General features: G+C 39.7%; 12 protein-coding genes. 3 read left to right on the forward strand and 9 right to left on the reverse strand.

Annotation, left to right across the window (positions count from 1 at the left end; all coding sequences use genetic code 11):
* From QUE72_RS00845 to QUE72_RS00855, 3 genes are all read right to left on the reverse strand, one after another.
* Positions 1 to 1893: a phytase gene (locus tag QUE72_RS00845; protein ID WP_286270937.1), complete on the reverse strand. Its 1893-nt coding sequence runs from the start codon at positions 1891 to 1893 to the stop codon at positions 1 to 3.
* A gap of 2 nt (positions 1894 to 1895) precedes the next feature.
* Positions 1896 to 2858 (reverse strand): metallophosphoesterase, encoded by a 963-nt coding sequence (locus QUE72_RS00850; RefSeq protein ID WP_286270938.1) that lies wholly within the window; start codon positions 2856 to 2858, stop codon positions 1896 to 1898.
* Between the two features lie 234 nt (positions 2859 to 3092).
* Entirely contained in the window at positions 3093 to 5780 is a 2688-nt protein-coding gene (locus tag QUE72_RS00855; RefSeq protein ID WP_286270939.1) for a TonB-dependent receptor, read from the reverse strand.
* A gap of 271 nt (positions 5781 to 6051) precedes the next feature.
* Here QUE72_RS00855 and QUE72_RS00860 point away from each other — a divergent pair, with 271 nt between their 5' ends.
* The 3 genes from QUE72_RS00860 to phnW all read left to right on the forward strand — a co-directional run bounded on the left by QUE72_RS00860 (position 6052) and on the right by phnW (position 9336).
* A complete protein-coding gene (locus tag QUE72_RS00860; protein WP_286270940.1) occupies positions 6052 to 7023 on the forward strand; it encodes a GGDEF domain-containing protein in 972 nt (323 codons plus the stop codon).
* A complete protein-coding gene (locus tag QUE72_RS00865) occupies positions 7020 to 8060 on the forward strand; it encodes an AraC family transcriptional regulator (protein WP_074497568.1) in 1041 nt (346 codons plus the stop codon). The genes QUE72_RS00860 and QUE72_RS00865 overlap by 4 nt, the downstream gene beginning before the upstream one ends.
* 184 nt (positions 8061 to 8244) lie before the next feature.
* Positions 8245 to 9336, forward strand: coding sequence for a 2-aminoethylphosphonate--pyruvate transaminase (gene phnW / locus QUE72_RS00870; RefSeq protein ID WP_074497571.1), 1092 nt, complete (start codon positions 8245 to 8247; stop codon positions 9334 to 9336).
* 44 nt (positions 9337 to 9380) lie between these two features.
* Here the strand turns inward: phnW and QUE72_RS00875 are convergent, their stop codons facing one another.
* The 6 genes from QUE72_RS00875 to QUE72_RS00900 all read right to left on the reverse strand — a co-directional run bounded on the left by QUE72_RS00875 (position 9381) and on the right by QUE72_RS00900 (position 17253).
* On the reverse strand, positions 9381 to 10085 hold the full coding sequence (locus QUE72_RS00875) for a UTRA domain-containing protein (RefSeq protein ID WP_286270941.1): 705 nt from the start codon (positions 10083 to 10085) through the stop codon (positions 9381 to 9383).
* Positions 10086 to 10688, reverse strand: a complete 603-nt coding sequence (locus QUE72_RS00880) for an HD domain-containing protein (protein ID WP_175573088.1) — start codon at positions 10686 to 10688, stop codon at positions 10086 to 10088. It abuts the gene before it with no gap.
* A 27-nt stretch (positions 10689 to 10715) separates the two neighbouring features.
* Complete coding sequence (locus tag QUE72_RS00885) at positions 10716 to 12116, reverse strand: FAD-dependent oxidoreductase (RefSeq protein ID WP_286270943.1); 1401 nt, start codon at positions 12114 to 12116, stop codon at positions 10716 to 10718.
* 26 nt (positions 12117 to 12142) lie between these two features.
* Entirely contained in the window at positions 12143 to 12952 is an 810-nt protein-coding gene (phnX, locus tag QUE72_RS00890; protein WP_074497583.1) for a phosphonoacetaldehyde hydrolase, read from the reverse strand.
* A 28-nt stretch (positions 12953 to 12980) separates the two neighbouring features.
* The gene (locus QUE72_RS00895; protein ID WP_254849542.1) at positions 12981 to 14249 is read right to left on the reverse strand and encodes a DUF5690 family protein; all 1269 of its coding nucleotides are present in this window, start codon (positions 14247 to 14249) and stop codon (positions 12981 to 12983) included.
* A 166-nt stretch (positions 14250 to 14415) separates the two neighbouring features.
* Positions 14416 to 17253 (reverse strand): TonB-dependent receptor, encoded by a 2838-nt coding sequence (locus QUE72_RS00900; RefSeq protein WP_286270946.1) that lies wholly within the window; start codon positions 17251 to 17253, stop codon positions 14416 to 14418.
* Positions 17254 to 17473: the final 220 nt, after the last annotated feature.

Raw genomic sequence — 17473 nt, forward strand, 5'->3', positions numbered from 1 at the left:
TTACTGAGCAGCTACTTTTGAGTTTATCCACTTTTTAAGTAATGACCCATCTACAAATTTGAAGTTTTGCGGCCTTTTTGGCATAACATTATGACCATCTTGCACGACAAGTAACCCATCTGGATGTTGACTACCCAAAGCGACGCTAGTAACAGCTAATCCATCGGTTTCCGATGCACCATCTATCTGATTGTTTAGATCTGCTGAAATACGAAATACGCCCAAAAAGCTGTTGTTTTGATTAATAGCATAAACAGCGTAACGGTTATTTCCTTGGCTAGATACAATCAAGTAATGGTTACCGGCAACTGTATATAGCCCCATACCTTCAATATCAGCCTTTACACCGCTATTTAAACCAATAATGAACTCGCTCTTTTGCGTTGAGCCGATGTGTTTTAGCCAAACACCCGTTGCTTCTTCACCATAAAATAACCGCGCTGTTTTATCATCAACTACACACCCCTCAGGTTGAGAAGGTACACGCCATTCCGTCACCTTTTTGCCTTTTATCATAGGTGAATCGAAGCTTAGTTGATATTGCTGAAAGCGGCCATCAGTATCATTAATCCAAACAGAGACCTGTTCATTTATGTTGCTCATACATAAGCCATAAGGATCTGTTAAATCAGTTTTAATGTCGTTAATAAAGGTAGCGTGTCCCGTTGTTTTATCTATGGCAAAAAGGCTGATGCTATTAGTGGTGCGATTACTTGCAGCCGCGATATCAACACGTTTACCTGCAAATTGTATATCGTATCGAATATCAATATTATTAATACGACCAATAGGGATGCTTTGTTTACGTTTTCCTGTTAGATCATAAGTATTTAAGCCAAACTTTTTATCGGTTGTAAAGATGATACTTTGCGCTGAATTTTCACTATTTACCCAAATTGCGGGGTCGTCTGCCGCATCACCATAAGCGTTTACGGGTTGTGTTTGTGCGAAAGGTGTCAATGATTCAATAACGTCTGTTTCGTGTAAAACAGGTGGCATGATAGTGTGCCACTGCGATGCAACAATTGAGCTACTTTTGTCATCAAACATAAATGCCTGTAACTTATCGCCGTTACGATACAGCTGTATCGTTTTTGGTGAAATGTCCTTGGGTAAAGGCTTTTCGATAAGTATTTGGTTTCTACTATGATAATACCAAAATGTATTTACATCAGGGGAAACTATAGCAATATCACCTTCTGAGGTAGTGTCAATATACTCGACTTCTAACCCTTGTGGTAAGGCTATCAGTTCACGTACAACTTCATGCTCAGGATCTGTGGAGTATTGCCACACCCCAATGTTTTCTTCTGCTATTAGTAGTGTTTGTTGCTGATCATCAACTGCACAAGCGTTAATATTAGGCCCAACAGCGAATTGATTTATCTCAATGGGGGCTAACAAGCGACTTTTATTATATACGTTGTAATGTGTTGCTATTCCTTGGGAATCGACAGTAAATAAATCGATTTGTGAACGATTTCTTTGTAAACACATTGCTTCGAATGAAGTCATTAAAGGCTTAAATTGTTGTTTAATGGTTAACAACGGGGTATTGAGATTAACACTTATTAGCAGTATCTCACCGCTATCAACATCGAGTGTTGCTATGATACCCTCGCTATTTTGAGACGGTAACCATCGAAAATCTAAATGTTCAGCGTTTCGTGAAATAATACTCAATGCTTGATAGTTTTCATCTAATAAAGCAATACCTTGAGACTCATTAATGGCTAAAAAGTAGTGAGTGTTACTATTTGATTTAGCAATTTTTGTGAAGAACTGAGAGCTTTTAGCCCAATTATTTTGCTCAGCTGATAAACAATGAGGCGTGATTAACAGCACAAAAGATAATATGCATAGCGTATAAAAAAACTTTATGTAACTTGCCATGATTATAGTGCCTTATTACGTTGATAACGGTAGATAATTTTGCCTTGATGATCGATAAACTGGACTAAAAGTGCTTTTTTATTTATGGCTACAGCAGCAAATCCACCTGTGGCTTTTGCAAATTTAGTGAATTTTCGTTGCGCAACGGGTCGCACCTCTGAGCCGCCACCAGAAATGAAATGATCAACGGTAGTATGTTGTGGTTTATTGTGTTGCATGTCATGTTCGTGACCTGCGAAATATGCATCTACCTGATACTTTTCTAATATTGGTTCCAGTACTTGCTGAATTTCACTGGTTTTTCCAAAACGTTTACCGCTTGAGTAGAGTGGATGATGGCCGATGACTACTTTCCAATCGGCGGTCGTCGTAGCAAGCTGTTGGGCTATCCAGTGTAGCTGTTTTGCCGCATCCTGCTTCTGTGTTTCAGCATACTTAGCTTCGTTTTTATAAGCGGGGTTCAATGGGCTAGTATCAATGAATAAGTAAAGGATTTCTGTACCGTCCTTCAATACGGTGGTTTTCGCGTAGTATTGCTCAGGCATTTGCCAGCGACGGCTAACGTCAGAGTAATCAATTTGTGCTTGCCAGTTGCCACGATAGTCATGGTTTCCTAGCGTTGGATACCAATCAACGAATAAATGTGGGCCATGATAAATATTCTCAAAGGCGGTTACCCAGTAAGGATCCTGTATTGAAGCTATACCATTATCATAAAAATTATCGCCTGTCGTTGTGATAAAATCAGGATCAATTTGATAAGCGGCGATGTCCATCCATTTTGCAACATCACGTTGATAGAAGTGGCCGTTTCGTCCCCAGTCGCCTAACACAAAAAAGTGTTGACCTTTTTCAAATGCAGCAAGTTGCGCTATATGGTTGCGCTGGTAATGTTCACTGTTATACACATCGGCATAGGCACTAAGGCTTAATAGGAACAATACACTAAAAATAACGTTTTTCATTTCTTCTCTCAAAAAGTAAAAAGGGGCTAAGCCCTTTAGGGTCTGTTGATCTTTCGAGATTAAATTTAGTTGAACCCCGAGGGCAGCGTTTTATGTTATTTATACGTCGTTATTGCTCTCTCATGTGGAATAACCACACTTTTAATCGCAATACCTTGTCTAAATACCCATAAACTGCTGCAAAAATAAACACGAAAAATCAACAGATCCTAGAATTTTATAAACAGTTAACAATTACATTTGCCAACGAAAGCCAAGCTCTAAAGTTCGGCCATATTCTTCATATTGCGCATTTCTATTTCGTTTATCAAAATAGTTATAGAATGGTTCATTGGTTAAATTAACAATATTAAAATACAGTGTGATTTGTTCGTTTAGATAATATTTTGAAGTGAAATCAAGTTGTTGATGTTCGTCTTCCATACGCAACATTTCACCATCAATTTCTTCAAAATTTTCACTTTTATGTGCCATGGTTAAGCGTAGATTTACTGTGTCAGTTTCATAACCCAAAGTGAAATTCATGATAGTGTCTGATTGATTAGGTAAACGTGTTTCGTAACGTTCGCCATTTAAAAAAGTAACCGCATCGGAATCAGAAAATGTACCGTTTGCAGCCAGTAATAAGCCATTGTCAAAGGCTTTTACCCAAGATAACTCAATACCTTTTAAGTTGGCGCTTTCACCATTTATTGGCTGTATTACTTCGTCAAAACCTTGCCATGCAGGTGTGTCAGATACATCTGCGAATACAACGAAGTTATCAATTTCTTTATAGAATATTCCTGCCGACATAATGCCAATATGGCCTGGGTAGTATTCGACAGTGAAATCAAGGTTGGTTGATTCGTATGGCTTTAAGTCAGGGTTACCCACCTCTGCTTCGCGCTCAGTTACGATGTCACCATCGTCTTCTTCTGTTTTACTTTCAATAATTTGAAAGGCTGCTGCATCTTCAAAATTAGGACGAGAAATTGTTTCGCTAAAGGCCGCCCGTGCGATGAGCTTATCTGAAAACTCATAACGTAAGTTTATGCTAGGCAGTAAATGTGAATAATCTTTGTCGACGTGCCAATCGGTATTAACCACTTGTTCAATATCTGATATTTCATCTTCAATGAGTTCTACACGCATCCCTTGAGTACTGAAATCGGTATTTTCGTAACGTAAACCCGCAACAATGCGCAATTTATCTATATCGACTTTTGTCATTAAATAGGCGGCAAAAATATCTTCATTTGAGACATAAGAGGCGCCGTTAGATTCTAATTCAGAGTCGAGTTCAGCTCGTGATAATGAGCTACGATTATCGTTAAAATAAAGGCGCAACGCTTCACGACTAAGAGCCGGGCCAAATTGACCTAAACCCCAATCGGGTGATTTTCCTTGAAAGTCACTACCTAACAGGTCATCAAAGTCGCCATCAAAAATAGCAATGTTTGCATCTGCTGTTTTTTCACGACGACGGTATTTAGCACCCGTTTTGACCTCACCAATATATTGGCCAAAAGAGACTTGGCGGCTAAGGTCAAACTTAACGCTTACTTCTGTATCTTCTGCTTGATTATCTTCAAATGCGACTTCATCTAATTCATAAAGTGACAAATCTGTCGCTGAGCTATCTTGATTCACGATGGGAATTTGAGTCTCTAAGTCGGCACTTATGCTGCTGTTTTCAGTTACAAAGTCATAATAAAGTGCACTTGGTTCATTTTCATCAGACTTTGCATAGCCAAATTGATAATCTACGTTCCATAAATCAATAATATGTTCACCGCCAGCGGCGACACTTAATATGGTTTGAGTTTCTTTTCTATCTTTAGTATCTGCGACAATTTCAGAGTCTTCTTCATCGAAGGTAAAAGTATTCGCTAAGCGAAATTCATCGTCTGAGAATTTGCTGTACATAGTGCGAAGAAAGTAAGAATGATTAAAGTCTGGGCGATAATCAATATTGACGGCACTGCCAAGGCGTTCACGTGTGATATCATAAAAACGTTGTTCTACTTCATCTTCACCATTCGACTCGATATTGTCAGATCCAAACTCGCGATTTTGCCAAGACACTGCAGCTGCAACACCTAGCGTATCATTGAAAAGACGAGTGAAACTGCCAGATAATTTGGGGCTATTGTCATCACGTAAGTTATTTTGGCTGAGTTGGCCGCTGATGGTAGCGCTATCGCCATTACGATCAAAGGCACTAACACTACGCACTTCCACGGTACCACCTATAGCGTCGCCGTCCATATCGGCAGTAACAGATTTCGAAACAGCCAGTGTTTGGATTAGCTCTGATGGAATAACATCAAGTGCTACTGAACGAACGCCACCCTCAGGTGAAGGAACATTCAAACCATTAATTGTGACATTATTCAGGTTAGGGTCTATACCGCGAATACCGACAAAGCGTCCTTCACCTTGATCTCTTTCAATCGACAAGCCTGGTAAACGTTGCAAAGATTCAGCGGCATTTTGATCGGGAAATTGACCGATAGCGTCTGCTGACACGATCGAACGAATGCTGTCAGCCACACGCTTTTGGTTAATAGCACTTGCTTGACCTGAACGTTGTGCTCGCACGTACACTTCTTCTATACCTGTATTTGATAAGGTTAGTGTTAGTGGTGCATTGTCGCCGGCTGTTACATTAATCACTTTAATTAACGGTTTTGCGCCGACATAAGTCACTTTTAGTGTGTACTGGCCAACGGGTAATTGTTTAAAATTAAAACTACCACTTAAGTTGGTTTGAGTTTTTACGTTAAGTTCTTCAATTTCGATGCTTGCGCCAGCAAAAACTCGGCTATTGGCTGAGTCTGTCACCTTACCAACAATGGTTGATGATAATTGCTCAGCAAAAGCATTCGCTGAAAGCGCTGCTGCACAGGCAAGCGCTAAAACAGAAAGTTTGGCTTTCATTGTATGTTCCCAGTTATTGTGTTGTTTTTAAGTTGCCGACAATATAGGAAGTGAAAATGACAGTTTGGTTACGGACCTTTCGGAAGGCCGCTGAATTTAACTCAATACCGCATAATTTAGGCCTGTTTAATACTTTTTAGAGCCAATTGTACCTTTGGTTAATCTATTGATTTTTATGATGTATTAACAACTAACTATGTTGTTGTCATTAAACTTTAACCGTTTTCTTTATTTGTGTGAGCTAAACTGACCTGCAAAAATTGAGTGGTTCATGTTAACAGCGTTTACACTCGAACTTTTATCAACCAAGAATAAAGTGAACGAAATGAATGTTTCTTTGATTTTTCGTCATCGAGGCTTACTGGCCTTTTTTTTCATATGTTTAATGATTCCAATATGGTTGAGCCTATATTTAGGTGAGCCTAAAGTAGAATCTGATTATAAATGGACCGATATTATTGGTGAAGGTAGCGTAACATTGCTGACGACCTTTTGGCTTGTTGCTGCTTTAGTGAGTAGACCACCTGGTAAGGTCACTCGTTTACTTGTGCTTGGTCTTGCTTGTTTTATGTTTTCTAGTTTATTGGACGTACTCGATGAATTTTTTGCATACCATCCAAGTGCGAATTGGCTTTCAGTGGTAGAGTCATTTCCTGCTGCTGTCGGTATGATTATAATGACGGCCGCTCTTTATTATTGGCACTTAGAACAGGTGGCTTTAAATAAACAATTACAACGTCGAGAGCTGCAATACCGTGCGGTAGAAAAAATAGACATTATTACACAATTATATCGAGCGGATTATTGGCGTGAACGTGTTTTAGGCCTTCAACAACAAAAACAAACGGCTGCGATTATTGCGCTTGATATTAATAATTTCACGCAATTGAATGCACAGTTAGGAAATCGAGAAGGTGATCGTTTTTTACATGAAATCGCACATCTGATTTTAATGAATTTACGACCTTCTGATTTAGTATGTCGTTATGCTGGCGACCGTTTTATTGCACTTTTACCTGATGCAGATAATGCTTTCGCTGAAGATATAGCTAAGCAAGTTGAACGCAGTATTGAGCATGTTGCGTTTCGTTGTAATGAACATAATATGGCAATTTTTCAAAGCATTAGAACTGCTTCGTTAATTTTAACTCCCACGGATGATTTACAGGTACAACTGAAAAAAATAAATACTCAACTAGATCAGAAGAGTGGCTCTATGCATCAGGTGGTTGATGCAGCATGAGTAAAACGACTTATTTAAGTTATCAAGATAAGTGTTTTCCATTACAGCATTTTGCGACGCCTATTATTGAAGTTTGTGGTGCCAGAGGCGTGGATCCACAAAAATTGCTAAGGGGGACAGGAATTTTTATTGCTGATATTGTCGAAGGGCGACAAGCCAGCGCAAAACAATTATTGCTTCTATTCGCTCACGCCCAAAAGATGACGCCAGGTTATGATTGTGCATTTCAAATTGGCCATCAGTTAATCGCGAACCAGCAAAATAGTGTTTTGCAGGCGATTCAATATAGCCGAAATATTGAAGAAGTTTTCCGTTTAATAGGGATATTTGAGCATATTTTCACCCCTTTTATCGGTGCCAGCTTTATCAAAGAAAAAAGTAGGGGGTATTTTTTACTAAGACAAAAATTTGGCCTTAATAAACTCACACCTTTTATTACTGAAATATTCATAACAGCCCTTGTCAGCCTTAGCCAGCAGTTAATTGGGCGTAAACTTCCTTTCCATTTTGGTTTTGAGTGGCCGCAACCTAGCTATATACAAGAATATGAAGAAAACCTCGGTTTTGACATTCAATTTTCACAACCTACCGCATTTATTGCGTTCGACCTATCGTGGTTGAAACTGCAAAATAAACAACGTAATGATCTACGGAAGTGGCATGCCGTTCACCAAGCAAAAGCTGAATATGTATTTCAACCGACACTACTAGAACTTATTCGCCTTCAATTTAAATCAACACCGGATATCACCTTGCCAGATATCGCACGTACATTAAATACAAGTCCTGCTACGGTTAAACGTAAACTTAACGAATTGACTGTGAGCTATAGGCAATTACATCATGAAATGCGTAAACATTTAGCGATTGAATGTTTATTAGTACGAGACTTAAATAATGAGCAAAGCGCATCGGTTATGGATATTTCAGATCCAACGAACTTTCGTCGCGCGATCAAAAAGTGGACAGGGTACACACCAACAGAGCTTAAAAAAATATACACATTACTATTACGTACTGAAGCCTCTATTAACTAAGGTCTGTTGAACCGATTTCTCATGCTCAAAGCATTAATTTTTCCATTACTGAGATTGTTACACGTAGGTGTAAGTCGGTCTGTATATGACAATTTAATGAAATTTATCCTACACAGCTTGTTTCCTCTATAACGCTCCATTATTATCTGGTCTAGACCAAAATAAACAACCTTGAGATCTAAAGATGGAACATTATTTACTTCTGACACCAGGCCCCTTGACTACATCTACGTCAGTTAAGCAGGCTATGCTGAGAGACTGGTGTACTTGGGACGATGATTACAATATTGAAATTGTTGAAAGTATCAGAAAAAGCTTAGTTGAACTAGCAACTAAGAAAGCAGGTTATACTTGTACTTTAATGCAAGGAAGTGGTACCGCATCAGTTGAATCGGTGCTTGGAAGCGCAATTAGTGAGCATGACAAAGTGCTTATTATTGACAATGGCGCTTACGGCCTTCGTATGGCGGAAATTTGCACGTTAGCGGGTATAAATCATACCGTGGTTTCCTTTTCAGAAACAGAAATGCCTGATGTAGCCGACATTAAAAAACGTATCATCGAAGATGGTAATGTTACGCATTTAGCAATGGTGCATTGTGAAACAACTACAGGTATGTTGAATCCTATAAAGCAAGTTGCGCAATTGTGCCAAGAACAGAATCTGGTGTTTATTTTGGATGCCATGTCTAGCTTTGGAGGCTTAACATTTGACATTGGTGAATTAGATATTGGCTTTATGATCAGTTCTGCAAATAAATGTATTCAAGGTGTGCCAGGCTTTGGGTTTATTATTGCAAAACAAACACTGATGGAACAGTGCAAAGGAAAGGCACATTCACTCAGTTTAGATCTGTATGATCAATGGCACACCATGCAAACCTCAAATGGTAAATGGCGTTTTACTTCTCCTACCCATGTTGTCAGAGCCTTTTATCAAGCTTTGCTTGAACTTCAACAAGAAGGTGGAATCAATCAACGTGCTGAAAGGTATGAAAAAAATCAGAGAGTATTAGTTGATGGTATGCGCAAGTTGGGCTTTAGTACCTTACTACCTGATGAAATGCAATCACCGATTATCACTTCGTTCATCTCGCCAACGTCTGAACGTTACAATTTTAAATCGTTTTATCAACGATTAAAGGCAGAAGGGTTTGTTATTTATCCTGGTAAAGTTTCAAATGCTGATTGCTTTAGAATCGGTAATATTGGAGAGGTGTATCCTGAGGATATTTCCAAACTACTTAATGCAATAGAAAAAGCTATGTATTGGTAATTATTATTCACGATAAGGCGAAAATTTCACCTTATCGCTGATTTTTAATAACTATCAACTTTAATTTCTATGGCGCCATGTACCCAATATTCAATGTTATAGTCTACTAACGCTTTGTGCTGTGAAAAGCGTTGGCGAATTATTTTTAAACATGATGCGCCACTGTTTAAATGTAATAATTTGGCGACGCTTTCAGGTAAGGCGGTTACATGGATACTGCTACGTTCAGCAGTCACATTAACATTGTAATCATCCTTGAATATAGCAGTAATTGAACCTGTTAACTCTTTTTCTGCTAAACCATGGAAATGCTCAGCTTGGCAATAAATTTCTTCCACCATCACAGGTCGATCATCTAAAGAGCGAACACGACAAATTTGATAAAATTCAGCATGACTATTTAAGGAAAATGCCGACGTTATGGCTTGAGATTTTTCACCGACAAGCGCAGAGCAATCAATGGATACTAAACGAGTATCTGCATCAAAGCTTTGTTCTTTGGCTAATTGATAAAAATTTACTTTATTAACTGGGTTCCATTCTAATCTGGGAGGGCAAATAAACCAGCCTTTTCTGTTTTGTCGATAAATTATGCCTTCCACTTCTAACCGCATGAGTGCTTCTCTAACGGTAATTCGCGTTGAATTAAAATGCCCCTGTAATTCACGCTCTGAAGGTAATTTCTTCAAGGTGTTGTCTTGTGCAATTAATGTAAACAAATAATCGCGAATTTCTTGGTAAAGTAACATTTACCTGTTGTACTCCAATGTTGAACTTGTGCCTACTTCTTCTTTAAGAACTTGGATGATCAAAGGTAGCCAAGGCTTAAGCGTGGTGAAGCTTTTTAGTGAAACATGCAAGTTTGGCTTACCTAAATCGTCATATTGTCTTAACGTCAATGCTGTAGAAAAACAAGCGAGACGTTCAAAGTCTTTCAGTTCGTCGTTCGACATTTTTCCACCTTGTTGCTGCAATGTGTGTTGACTTGCTAAAGACAAGTGAGCCGTTTTTTCGTTTTGGTTAATTAACGTCACTAAATATCGTTTCGCTTGAACATGATAACGAATTGGCTGATAAACGCTAGCAGGAAAACCGCGATCTTTAAGCCAGTTTGCCCCTATGCTGGCATGCTCTTTATGACCGAAGTCATCAACACCCGTAAATTTCTGCTTGTCTGCGATAAAATGACCAATGTCATGCAGTAGTGCTGCGGTGATTAAAGTGGCACTGGCATTATCTTGCTGTGCATGCCATGCGCAGCTTACCGCATGGATGAGTTGACTGCATTGTTCACCATAGTGTAAATGCCCATACTCTGTGAATAATTGTTCAATGTCGTGAATAGTCGACATTATTTTACGCTCGTTCATCATCTGCTCTTATTTATCAGCTTTGCCTGCAGCTGCAGCGAATTTTGCTAACTGAATATCAAACCACGTTGGCTGCTGTTCTAGCGCTTCTGCTTGTTCTTTACGCATAATCGAGCGCTTGACTAATTGTGCTCCTAGATAACGGATGGGTTCTGGTGGAAATTTAGAAATAGGGCCTTTCGCCATCGGTGAACGGGTCCATTCATTATCGATACCTAATATCATAGAAGATAAAATATCGCCGCCAAGATAACTTTGCACAACGCCATTACCCGAATAACCTAACCCATAATACACATTTTTTTGACCTGCCAGAGTGCCAAAAAAAGGTAAGCCCGTGGTGGAACGATCAGATGCACCAGTCCAACTTGTGGTGAAATCACAAGGCAAACGAGGGAAAAACTGTTTAAATGCATTGGTTAATTGTTGTTGGTAACGGCTTGGTTGATCAAACGCCGGCAACATTCGGTTGTTAAATGCAAAGAGGTTCCCGCCTTTACCTAACATTAAACGGCCATCGGGCGTGCTTCGATAATAATGCACAAAAATACGTGAATCTGCGATCGCTTTACCATGGTCTAGTCCCACATTTGCTAATAATTTAGGCATGGGTTTGGTGATCACCATATCAGAAGATACTAAGGTGTAATAACGGTTAAAGTCGTTAAATAATTGTCCCATCCAAGCATTAACAGCAAACACTAATTTTTCAGATATTATTTCCCCTTGAGGGGTTTTTACCTGAATGTTCTGTTCTGTAGCTTTATGCGATAGATAAGGGCTTTGTTGATAAATGAAAATACCCATCGATAAGGCATGTTTAACCAGCCCTAATACAAGTTTCCCTGGGTGAAGACTACCAGCAGCAGGTGATTCAATGCCACTAATGGCATGTTTTGATCCTGTTACTTGGGATAAGTAGTCTTTTGTTTTCTGTTGCCATCGGTTTATATTGTGGGCTTTTAGTAGAGGAAGTGGTTGTGTCACTATTGATTGTTGTGCTGAATTTGTTGCTGTATAAATGGCACCATCAGTTCGTATATCCGCATTAATATGGTGCTGTTTACAAAAGTTAGCAATATCAAACACTGCTTGTTCTGACGCTTGTACCAAGCGCTTTGCTTCATTAATACCAAATAATTGTATTAATGAAGCAAATTTAGTTGAAAAAGTCAGCATACAACCACCATTACGGCCAGATGCACCTTGTCCGCATACCCCTTTTTCAACAATAACAACCTGTAAGGTAGGGTCTTGCTGCTTGATTTTTATTGCTGTCCACAATCCCGTATATCCACCACCTATAATACAGACATCGGCTGTAATTTTTCCTTGTAAAATAGGTATGTTGGGTATTTCACATGATGTTAATGCATCGTTAAACCAAAATGCTTGGTGTTGATTGCTCACGCTTGCCGCCTATTAGTTTAACTATGTTAAGGGCGTAAATGCCTAACTCTTGCTGCAGTAATTTTTTGAATAACTGGAATGGCATCAGCTAAAGAGTCGACCACATAATGTGCGCCAGCTTGATACAAGGTATCATAAGCTTTTTGTTTTAATGCGGCTTGTTCTGGCGTTGTTAATGCTTGCCATTCTGACTCTGTAAGACCTACTGCATTGCCTGTTAATGCAAGCCCTACGGTCCACATACCTGCGGTTAAGCCTTCTGTAATACCTGGTGCAGAATCATCAAACTTAATACAGTTTGCTACATCTGTTACGCCAAGCTCAATAACATTCTGTAAAGCCATCCATGGGCCAGGTCGAGAGCCCGCGGGTAGATCGTCACTTGCTACCCATGCATCGGGTTGATAGCCATAATCGGCTGCCACAGGTACTAATATTTCCATTACTTCACGCGGGTAACCAGAGCAAGAACCCACTTTGATATCGTGTGTTTTTAACCATTCAATTGTGCGTAAAGCACCCGCGATGGGTTGTGCATGATCAGCTACTTTTGCTTTTTGTAGGGGCATAAATGTTTGATAAATTTCATCAACAACGGTATCTGTCATCGATTGACCAAATTGCTTTTTCCATCGCGCATCTACACTGGATAGTTGGCCTAAGGTTTTAATATGATCCCATTTCCCCATACCCATCGGCACACGAGCTTCGTCAAGCGACACCTCAAAATTAAACGCTTGTTTAAAGGCTTCAACAAAGATGGTTGTTGGTGCAACTGAACCATAATCAACTACGGTGCCAGCCCAATCTAATACTACGGCTTCTATCTTAGACATTTTTTTGTTCCTCTGTTTAAATGTTTATTTACGCATTTGAGTTGACTGAGTAATGGCTTGCATTGCTCTGCATGACAACATCCACTGTTTTTTTGGCGTTGTGTTGGCGTAAACGAAATGAAAAATAAATTAATGAAGTGATAACTAACAATGCACCTGCACAGGCAACGAAGTAACACAAAAAAATAAAAAATTGTAACCAGCTTATTTCTGGCGTCGCAAAGGTGCGGTAAAGCAGCATGCCAACACTGCCAACGTATCCGGCAGAATCAGCTAAATAAATCAGAAACCCTGCATTGGCGGTAGAACCCACTGCAGAAATCATGCGGTCGAATAAAAAGCAATTATAGGGAATATAGGCAATATATAAGCCTGCACCTAACCATACCATCCAACTTTTACCGTCGATCCACTGTTGTTGAAACGCAAAAGTAGTCGCGCCAAGTAACAAGCAACCAAAGCAAATAAAGCCATGGTTAGTGAGAAAAGCTTTGCGATTGTCTTTTACTAATACCATGGCAGCTAACACCACTAAGACTACTCCAGCAATTCGTATACCTGCGTAAGTAAATATGGCAGGTTCTTCTCCATACCCAAGTGCATGCCAAATTTCAGCAGAAAAATTATCGCGAAAATCTCGAAGTCCAGTGAATAATAAAAAGCTGAAAATAAGGAGTAAAATACCAGGGGCGTATTGCGTAAAAAACTGCCAACGCTGTTTTCCTGTCATTGGTTTCCTGGCTTGACGAGCGAATTTATCACTTGCCGAAGGTGCCGGTGTTTGTGCAAGAAAATACACTGAGATAAATAAAGGAATTATAAATAACGCACCCGTAGCTGCTGGCATCCAGTATTCAGTTACTTGTAAATCTGTTAATAACCATTGTCCAACCGTTCGAACTAAACCCGATGCAACAATGAAAGTAACGCTGAGAAAGGCCCCGAGTATTTCAGATGTTTTTCGACCTTCTAAAAAGCTAAAAACAATCCCCCAAATCATGCCTAGAGGTATACCATTTGCAAACATCATTAAGGGCTTCCAAGGTTCTGGTACCACTGCAAATAGCATGAGCGCACATTGTGCTAGCATGACTAAGCTCAGCAACATAAAGGCGCGTCGCGCGGCTGGCAGTTCAGATACTACTTTTATGCCAATGAATTTAGATAACATATACCCTAGTACTTGCGCTAGAACGATCGCGACTTTGAAATCTAATGCGCCAAAAATATCGCCGCTTTCTTGGTAGGTAGCAACTGAAAAGGGCTTACGAAAGGCATACATGCAAAAGTAAGTCATGAATGCTGCTGAAGAAGCATAAATTACGAATAACAGAGTATGGCAGCGTTGAAGATAATTATGTACAGCAGACATTGATCACTTACCTGTAATATTGAATAGAGCCACCTGAGGTGTTCAGGTGGCACATTAACGTGAAGACTACTCTCCACAGGTGACAATCACATTAAAAGAAATCGTACTTAATGCCGATTTGACCACGGATACCGTAGTATTCAATTTGATTTGGTCGCTGCTCTGAACCGGTAAAATATTGTAATGGTTCATCGGTTAAGTTATTGAGTTCGAGATAAATCATGGCATTGTCTGAAATGTTATATGAGGCTGTGGCATCAACACTGGTGTAATCACCGTAGTAAGTGTCTAAACTGGTATTACTGCCATGGTCTTCAATGTATTCGCCTTTATGGTTCACAGCTACACGCGCGGCAAAATCTCCATTATCGTAATAAACTGCAAGGTTATACAGCATGTCCGCTTGTCGTGATATTTTAACGTTATCTTCACGACCCGGGATCTCCATTTCAGAATCCATCAGGGTAAAGTTGAATGAAAGGCCAAAATTATCAAGTGAATCATCAATGAAACCTAAGCTTGAATTTGTAGCAAATTCAATACCATGTAACCATGCATCATCACCATTAAGTGGACTTTTAACGGTCACTGATTGGCCACGATAAGTACCTTGATAACTTTGTGAAAACACGGGATCAATAATTTGTTTGTAGAAATAACCTAAGGTAATCACACCAGCATCATCAAAATAGTATTCATACATCAAGTCTAAGTTGTTCGCATAGGTTGGATCTAAGTCAGGGTTACCAGACTTGAGTTGATTTTCCATTTCTAGATAGGTTGCTCCTGGCGAAAGTTGGCCAAAATCAGGACGTGCAAAACTACGTGTTAATGCTAATCGAATATTGCTTAAGTCACTTTGATGATAAGTAATGTGTAGAGATGGCAATACCGACCAATAATCTTTGCCGCCTTTTTCTTGCTCGACTGATGTGCCGTCATCATTTTGAACCGCAACATAACCGTTAACATCGGTTTTAGTTTGCGTTGCTCTGATCCCACCTAAGACTGTCCATTGGTTTGAAGGCTTATACGTAGCCATACCATAGAAAGAAGTGTGGGTTTCTTCCAGATCAAAATTTCGGCTTAAACCACCACCATTTTCAACAACTTCAGAATCGCCTGATAAAAAGGTAAGTTTGTGCTTGTTATCAACCCACCAACGTTTAAGTTCTTTTACAGGAATCACCTGCGAAAAGTGCTGTTGATAATCAATGTTAAAATTATTTAAATAATCAGAGCGACCAGGCTGGTCAGTAAGGCTTACCCCTAGTTCATTGGCGACATCTGCTAGTGTTGGTGTTGCGCCATATTCTGCTTCATTCCAACCATAAAACTTGTCATAAAAGCTCGCGTTACGTTCTTTACTTCGGTATTTTGCCCCAGCTTTAATTTCGAGTTGTTCACTGGCCTGATGATAAATATCAAATTGAGCAACAATTTTATCTCGCTCTTTGATATCAATGCCGTAAAGCTCTACATCTGCTAACACTGCTTGTGTTGGATCCATTACCCAGTTATTAGGTAAATGCATACCAATGTCTAAGGCAGGATCAGTGCCGCCATCTATCTCGTTATAAATTAATCCGCTGCCCGTATCGACACCATTCCTGACACCTACATCACCGTCAAAATCTACACCTTGCTTAAATTTAACAACGTAGTAAGCGTTATCTTCGGCATTTGGTATATCACCGTATTCAAATGTATTTTCGTAGGTGCTTAATTTCCATTCGAGGCGTGTGTCGATATTAAAATCATGCTCACCACCTACTTCAAATCCTTGCATTTCGGTAATCAGTTCATCGTAGATATGTTGAAGTTCAACACGATTTTTGTTGTAACGGACACGGTGTTTATAATGGGTTTCTTCGTCTGATAAGGTGCCGTACATTGCTTTAGCATACACAAGACCGCTATCTAATAGGTATTCGCCAGCTAAATTCAGACCGTACGTTGCACGAGTACCGGTATAATCTCTAAGCTCTAATCGGTGAATACCAGCCACACCATCTTCATCTATTTCACGTCTAGGTTCGTAATTGTCTGTCGCCCAATCTCGTTCCCAGGCGGTAGCGTTGACTAAAAAGCCAAACTTTCCGTCATCTGAACGATCACCATAAAGTACATTGAACGAGTGGCTACCACCTTCGGCTTTTTCTGAATCACCAACCCCAATGTTTACTGAAAGTAGCTGTTCATCAGGAGCACGACGCGTAGTAAAATTAATATTACCGCCTATAGCATCGCCTTCCATATCCGGTGTTATGGCTTTTGATACTTCTACCAGTTCAATCATATCAGTGGGGAAAAAATCAAATGCAACTGCACGACTTGTTGTTTCCTCTTCTGCTGTCGGTAACCGATCGCCGTTAATTGATGTTGAGTTCCATTGAGCAGGAAGGCCACGAACAGCAACAAATCGCCCTTCACCTTGGTCACGTTCAATCGATACGCCGGGCATACGCTGTACCGCTTCAGCTGCATTTCGGTCAGGTAATTTGCCAATTCCATCAGCAGACATTACATTTTTAATGTTGTCTGACTCTTTTTGCATGTTCATTGCCTTCATTTGGCCACGACGCATGTAGCCAACGGCAACTACTTCTTCGAGCGTGGTTTTATCGACATTTAAAGTTAAGTTACCTAATTGAGTTAACTTATCGTCAATCACACTGATACTGAATTCAGCCGAAGGGTAGCCTAAGTAGTCCACACGAATTGTATGCTCACCAGCAGGTAAACGGTTTAAGGTGAATTGCCCCTGATTGTTGGTGGCTGTTTTGCCGTCGCTGCCAATTAATGTAATTTTAGCTCCGGATAAAGCACCTGTTTTATCCATGACAGTTCCAGAAATAGAACCATCGGCAAAAGCACTTAAACTAAAGCAGGCAAGTAAGCTGGCTGCAATTGGTGTAAGTTTTGTCATGTTAATCCCTAAAATTTTTATGATATGTATTCACTAAACCTTTTCTGGTCTAGACCAATTATTTGATACACATTCTATTAGGAGTTTGTGACAGTAATATTTCAGTAAATTGAAACAATCGTGACGGCGTTGTATTAATACGGAGAGTAATGGCTAAAAAAGTATTTGAGAGTTTGGTAGGCCGCTACTACGCTTTAGGCGACGGTCTTAACATGGAAGA

The organism is Thalassotalea hakodatensis (assembly GCF_030295995.1).
Classification (GTDB): Bacteria; Pseudomonadota; Gammaproteobacteria; order Enterobacterales; family Alteromonadaceae; genus Thalassotalea_C; species Thalassotalea_C hakodatensis.

Excerpts from the sequence above, each read along its gene's own strand:
- QUE72_RS00895 (WP_254849542.1), bottom strand. The coding sequence starts at position 14,249 with ATGACTTACTTTTGCATGTATGCCTTTCGTAAGCCCTTTTCAGTTGCT.
- QUE72_RS00850 (WP_286270938.1), bottom strand. The coding sequence starts at position 2,858 with ATGAAAAACGTTATTTTTAGTGTATTGTTCCTATTAAGCCTTAGTGCC.
- QUE72_RS00845 (WP_286270937.1), bottom strand. The coding sequence starts at position 1,893 with ATGGCAAGTTACATAAAGTTTTTTTATACGCTATGCATATTATCTTTT.
- QUE72_RS00880 (WP_175573088.1), bottom strand. The coding sequence starts at position 10,688 with ATGTCGACTATTCACGACATTGAACAATTATTCACAGAGTATGGGCAT.
- QUE72_RS00875 (WP_286270941.1), bottom strand. The coding sequence starts at position 10,085 with ATGTTACTTTACCAAGAAATTCGCGATTATTTGTTTACATTAATTGCA.
- QUE72_RS00900 (WP_286270946.1), bottom strand. The coding sequence starts at position 17,253 with ATGACAAAACTTACACCAATTGCAGCCAGCTTACTTGCCTGCTTTAGT.
- QUE72_RS00860 (WP_286270940.1), top strand. The coding sequence starts at position 6,052 with ATGTTAACAGCGTTTACACTCGAACTTTTATCAACCAAGAATAAAGTG.
- QUE72_RS00855 (WP_286270939.1), bottom strand. The coding sequence starts at position 5,780 with ATGAAAGCCAAACTTTCTGTTTTAGCGCTTGCCTGTGCAGCAGCGCTT.
- phnW (WP_074497571.1), top strand. The coding sequence starts at position 8,245 with ATGGAACATTATTTACTTCTGACACCAGGCCCCTTGACTACATCTACG.
- QUE72_RS00865 (WP_074497568.1), top strand. The coding sequence starts at position 7,020 with ATGAGTAAAACGACTTATTTAAGTTATCAAGATAAGTGTTTTCCATTA.
- phnX (WP_074497583.1), bottom strand. The coding sequence starts at position 12,952 with ATGTCTAAGATAGAAGCCGTAGTATTAGATTGGGCTGGCACCGTAGTT.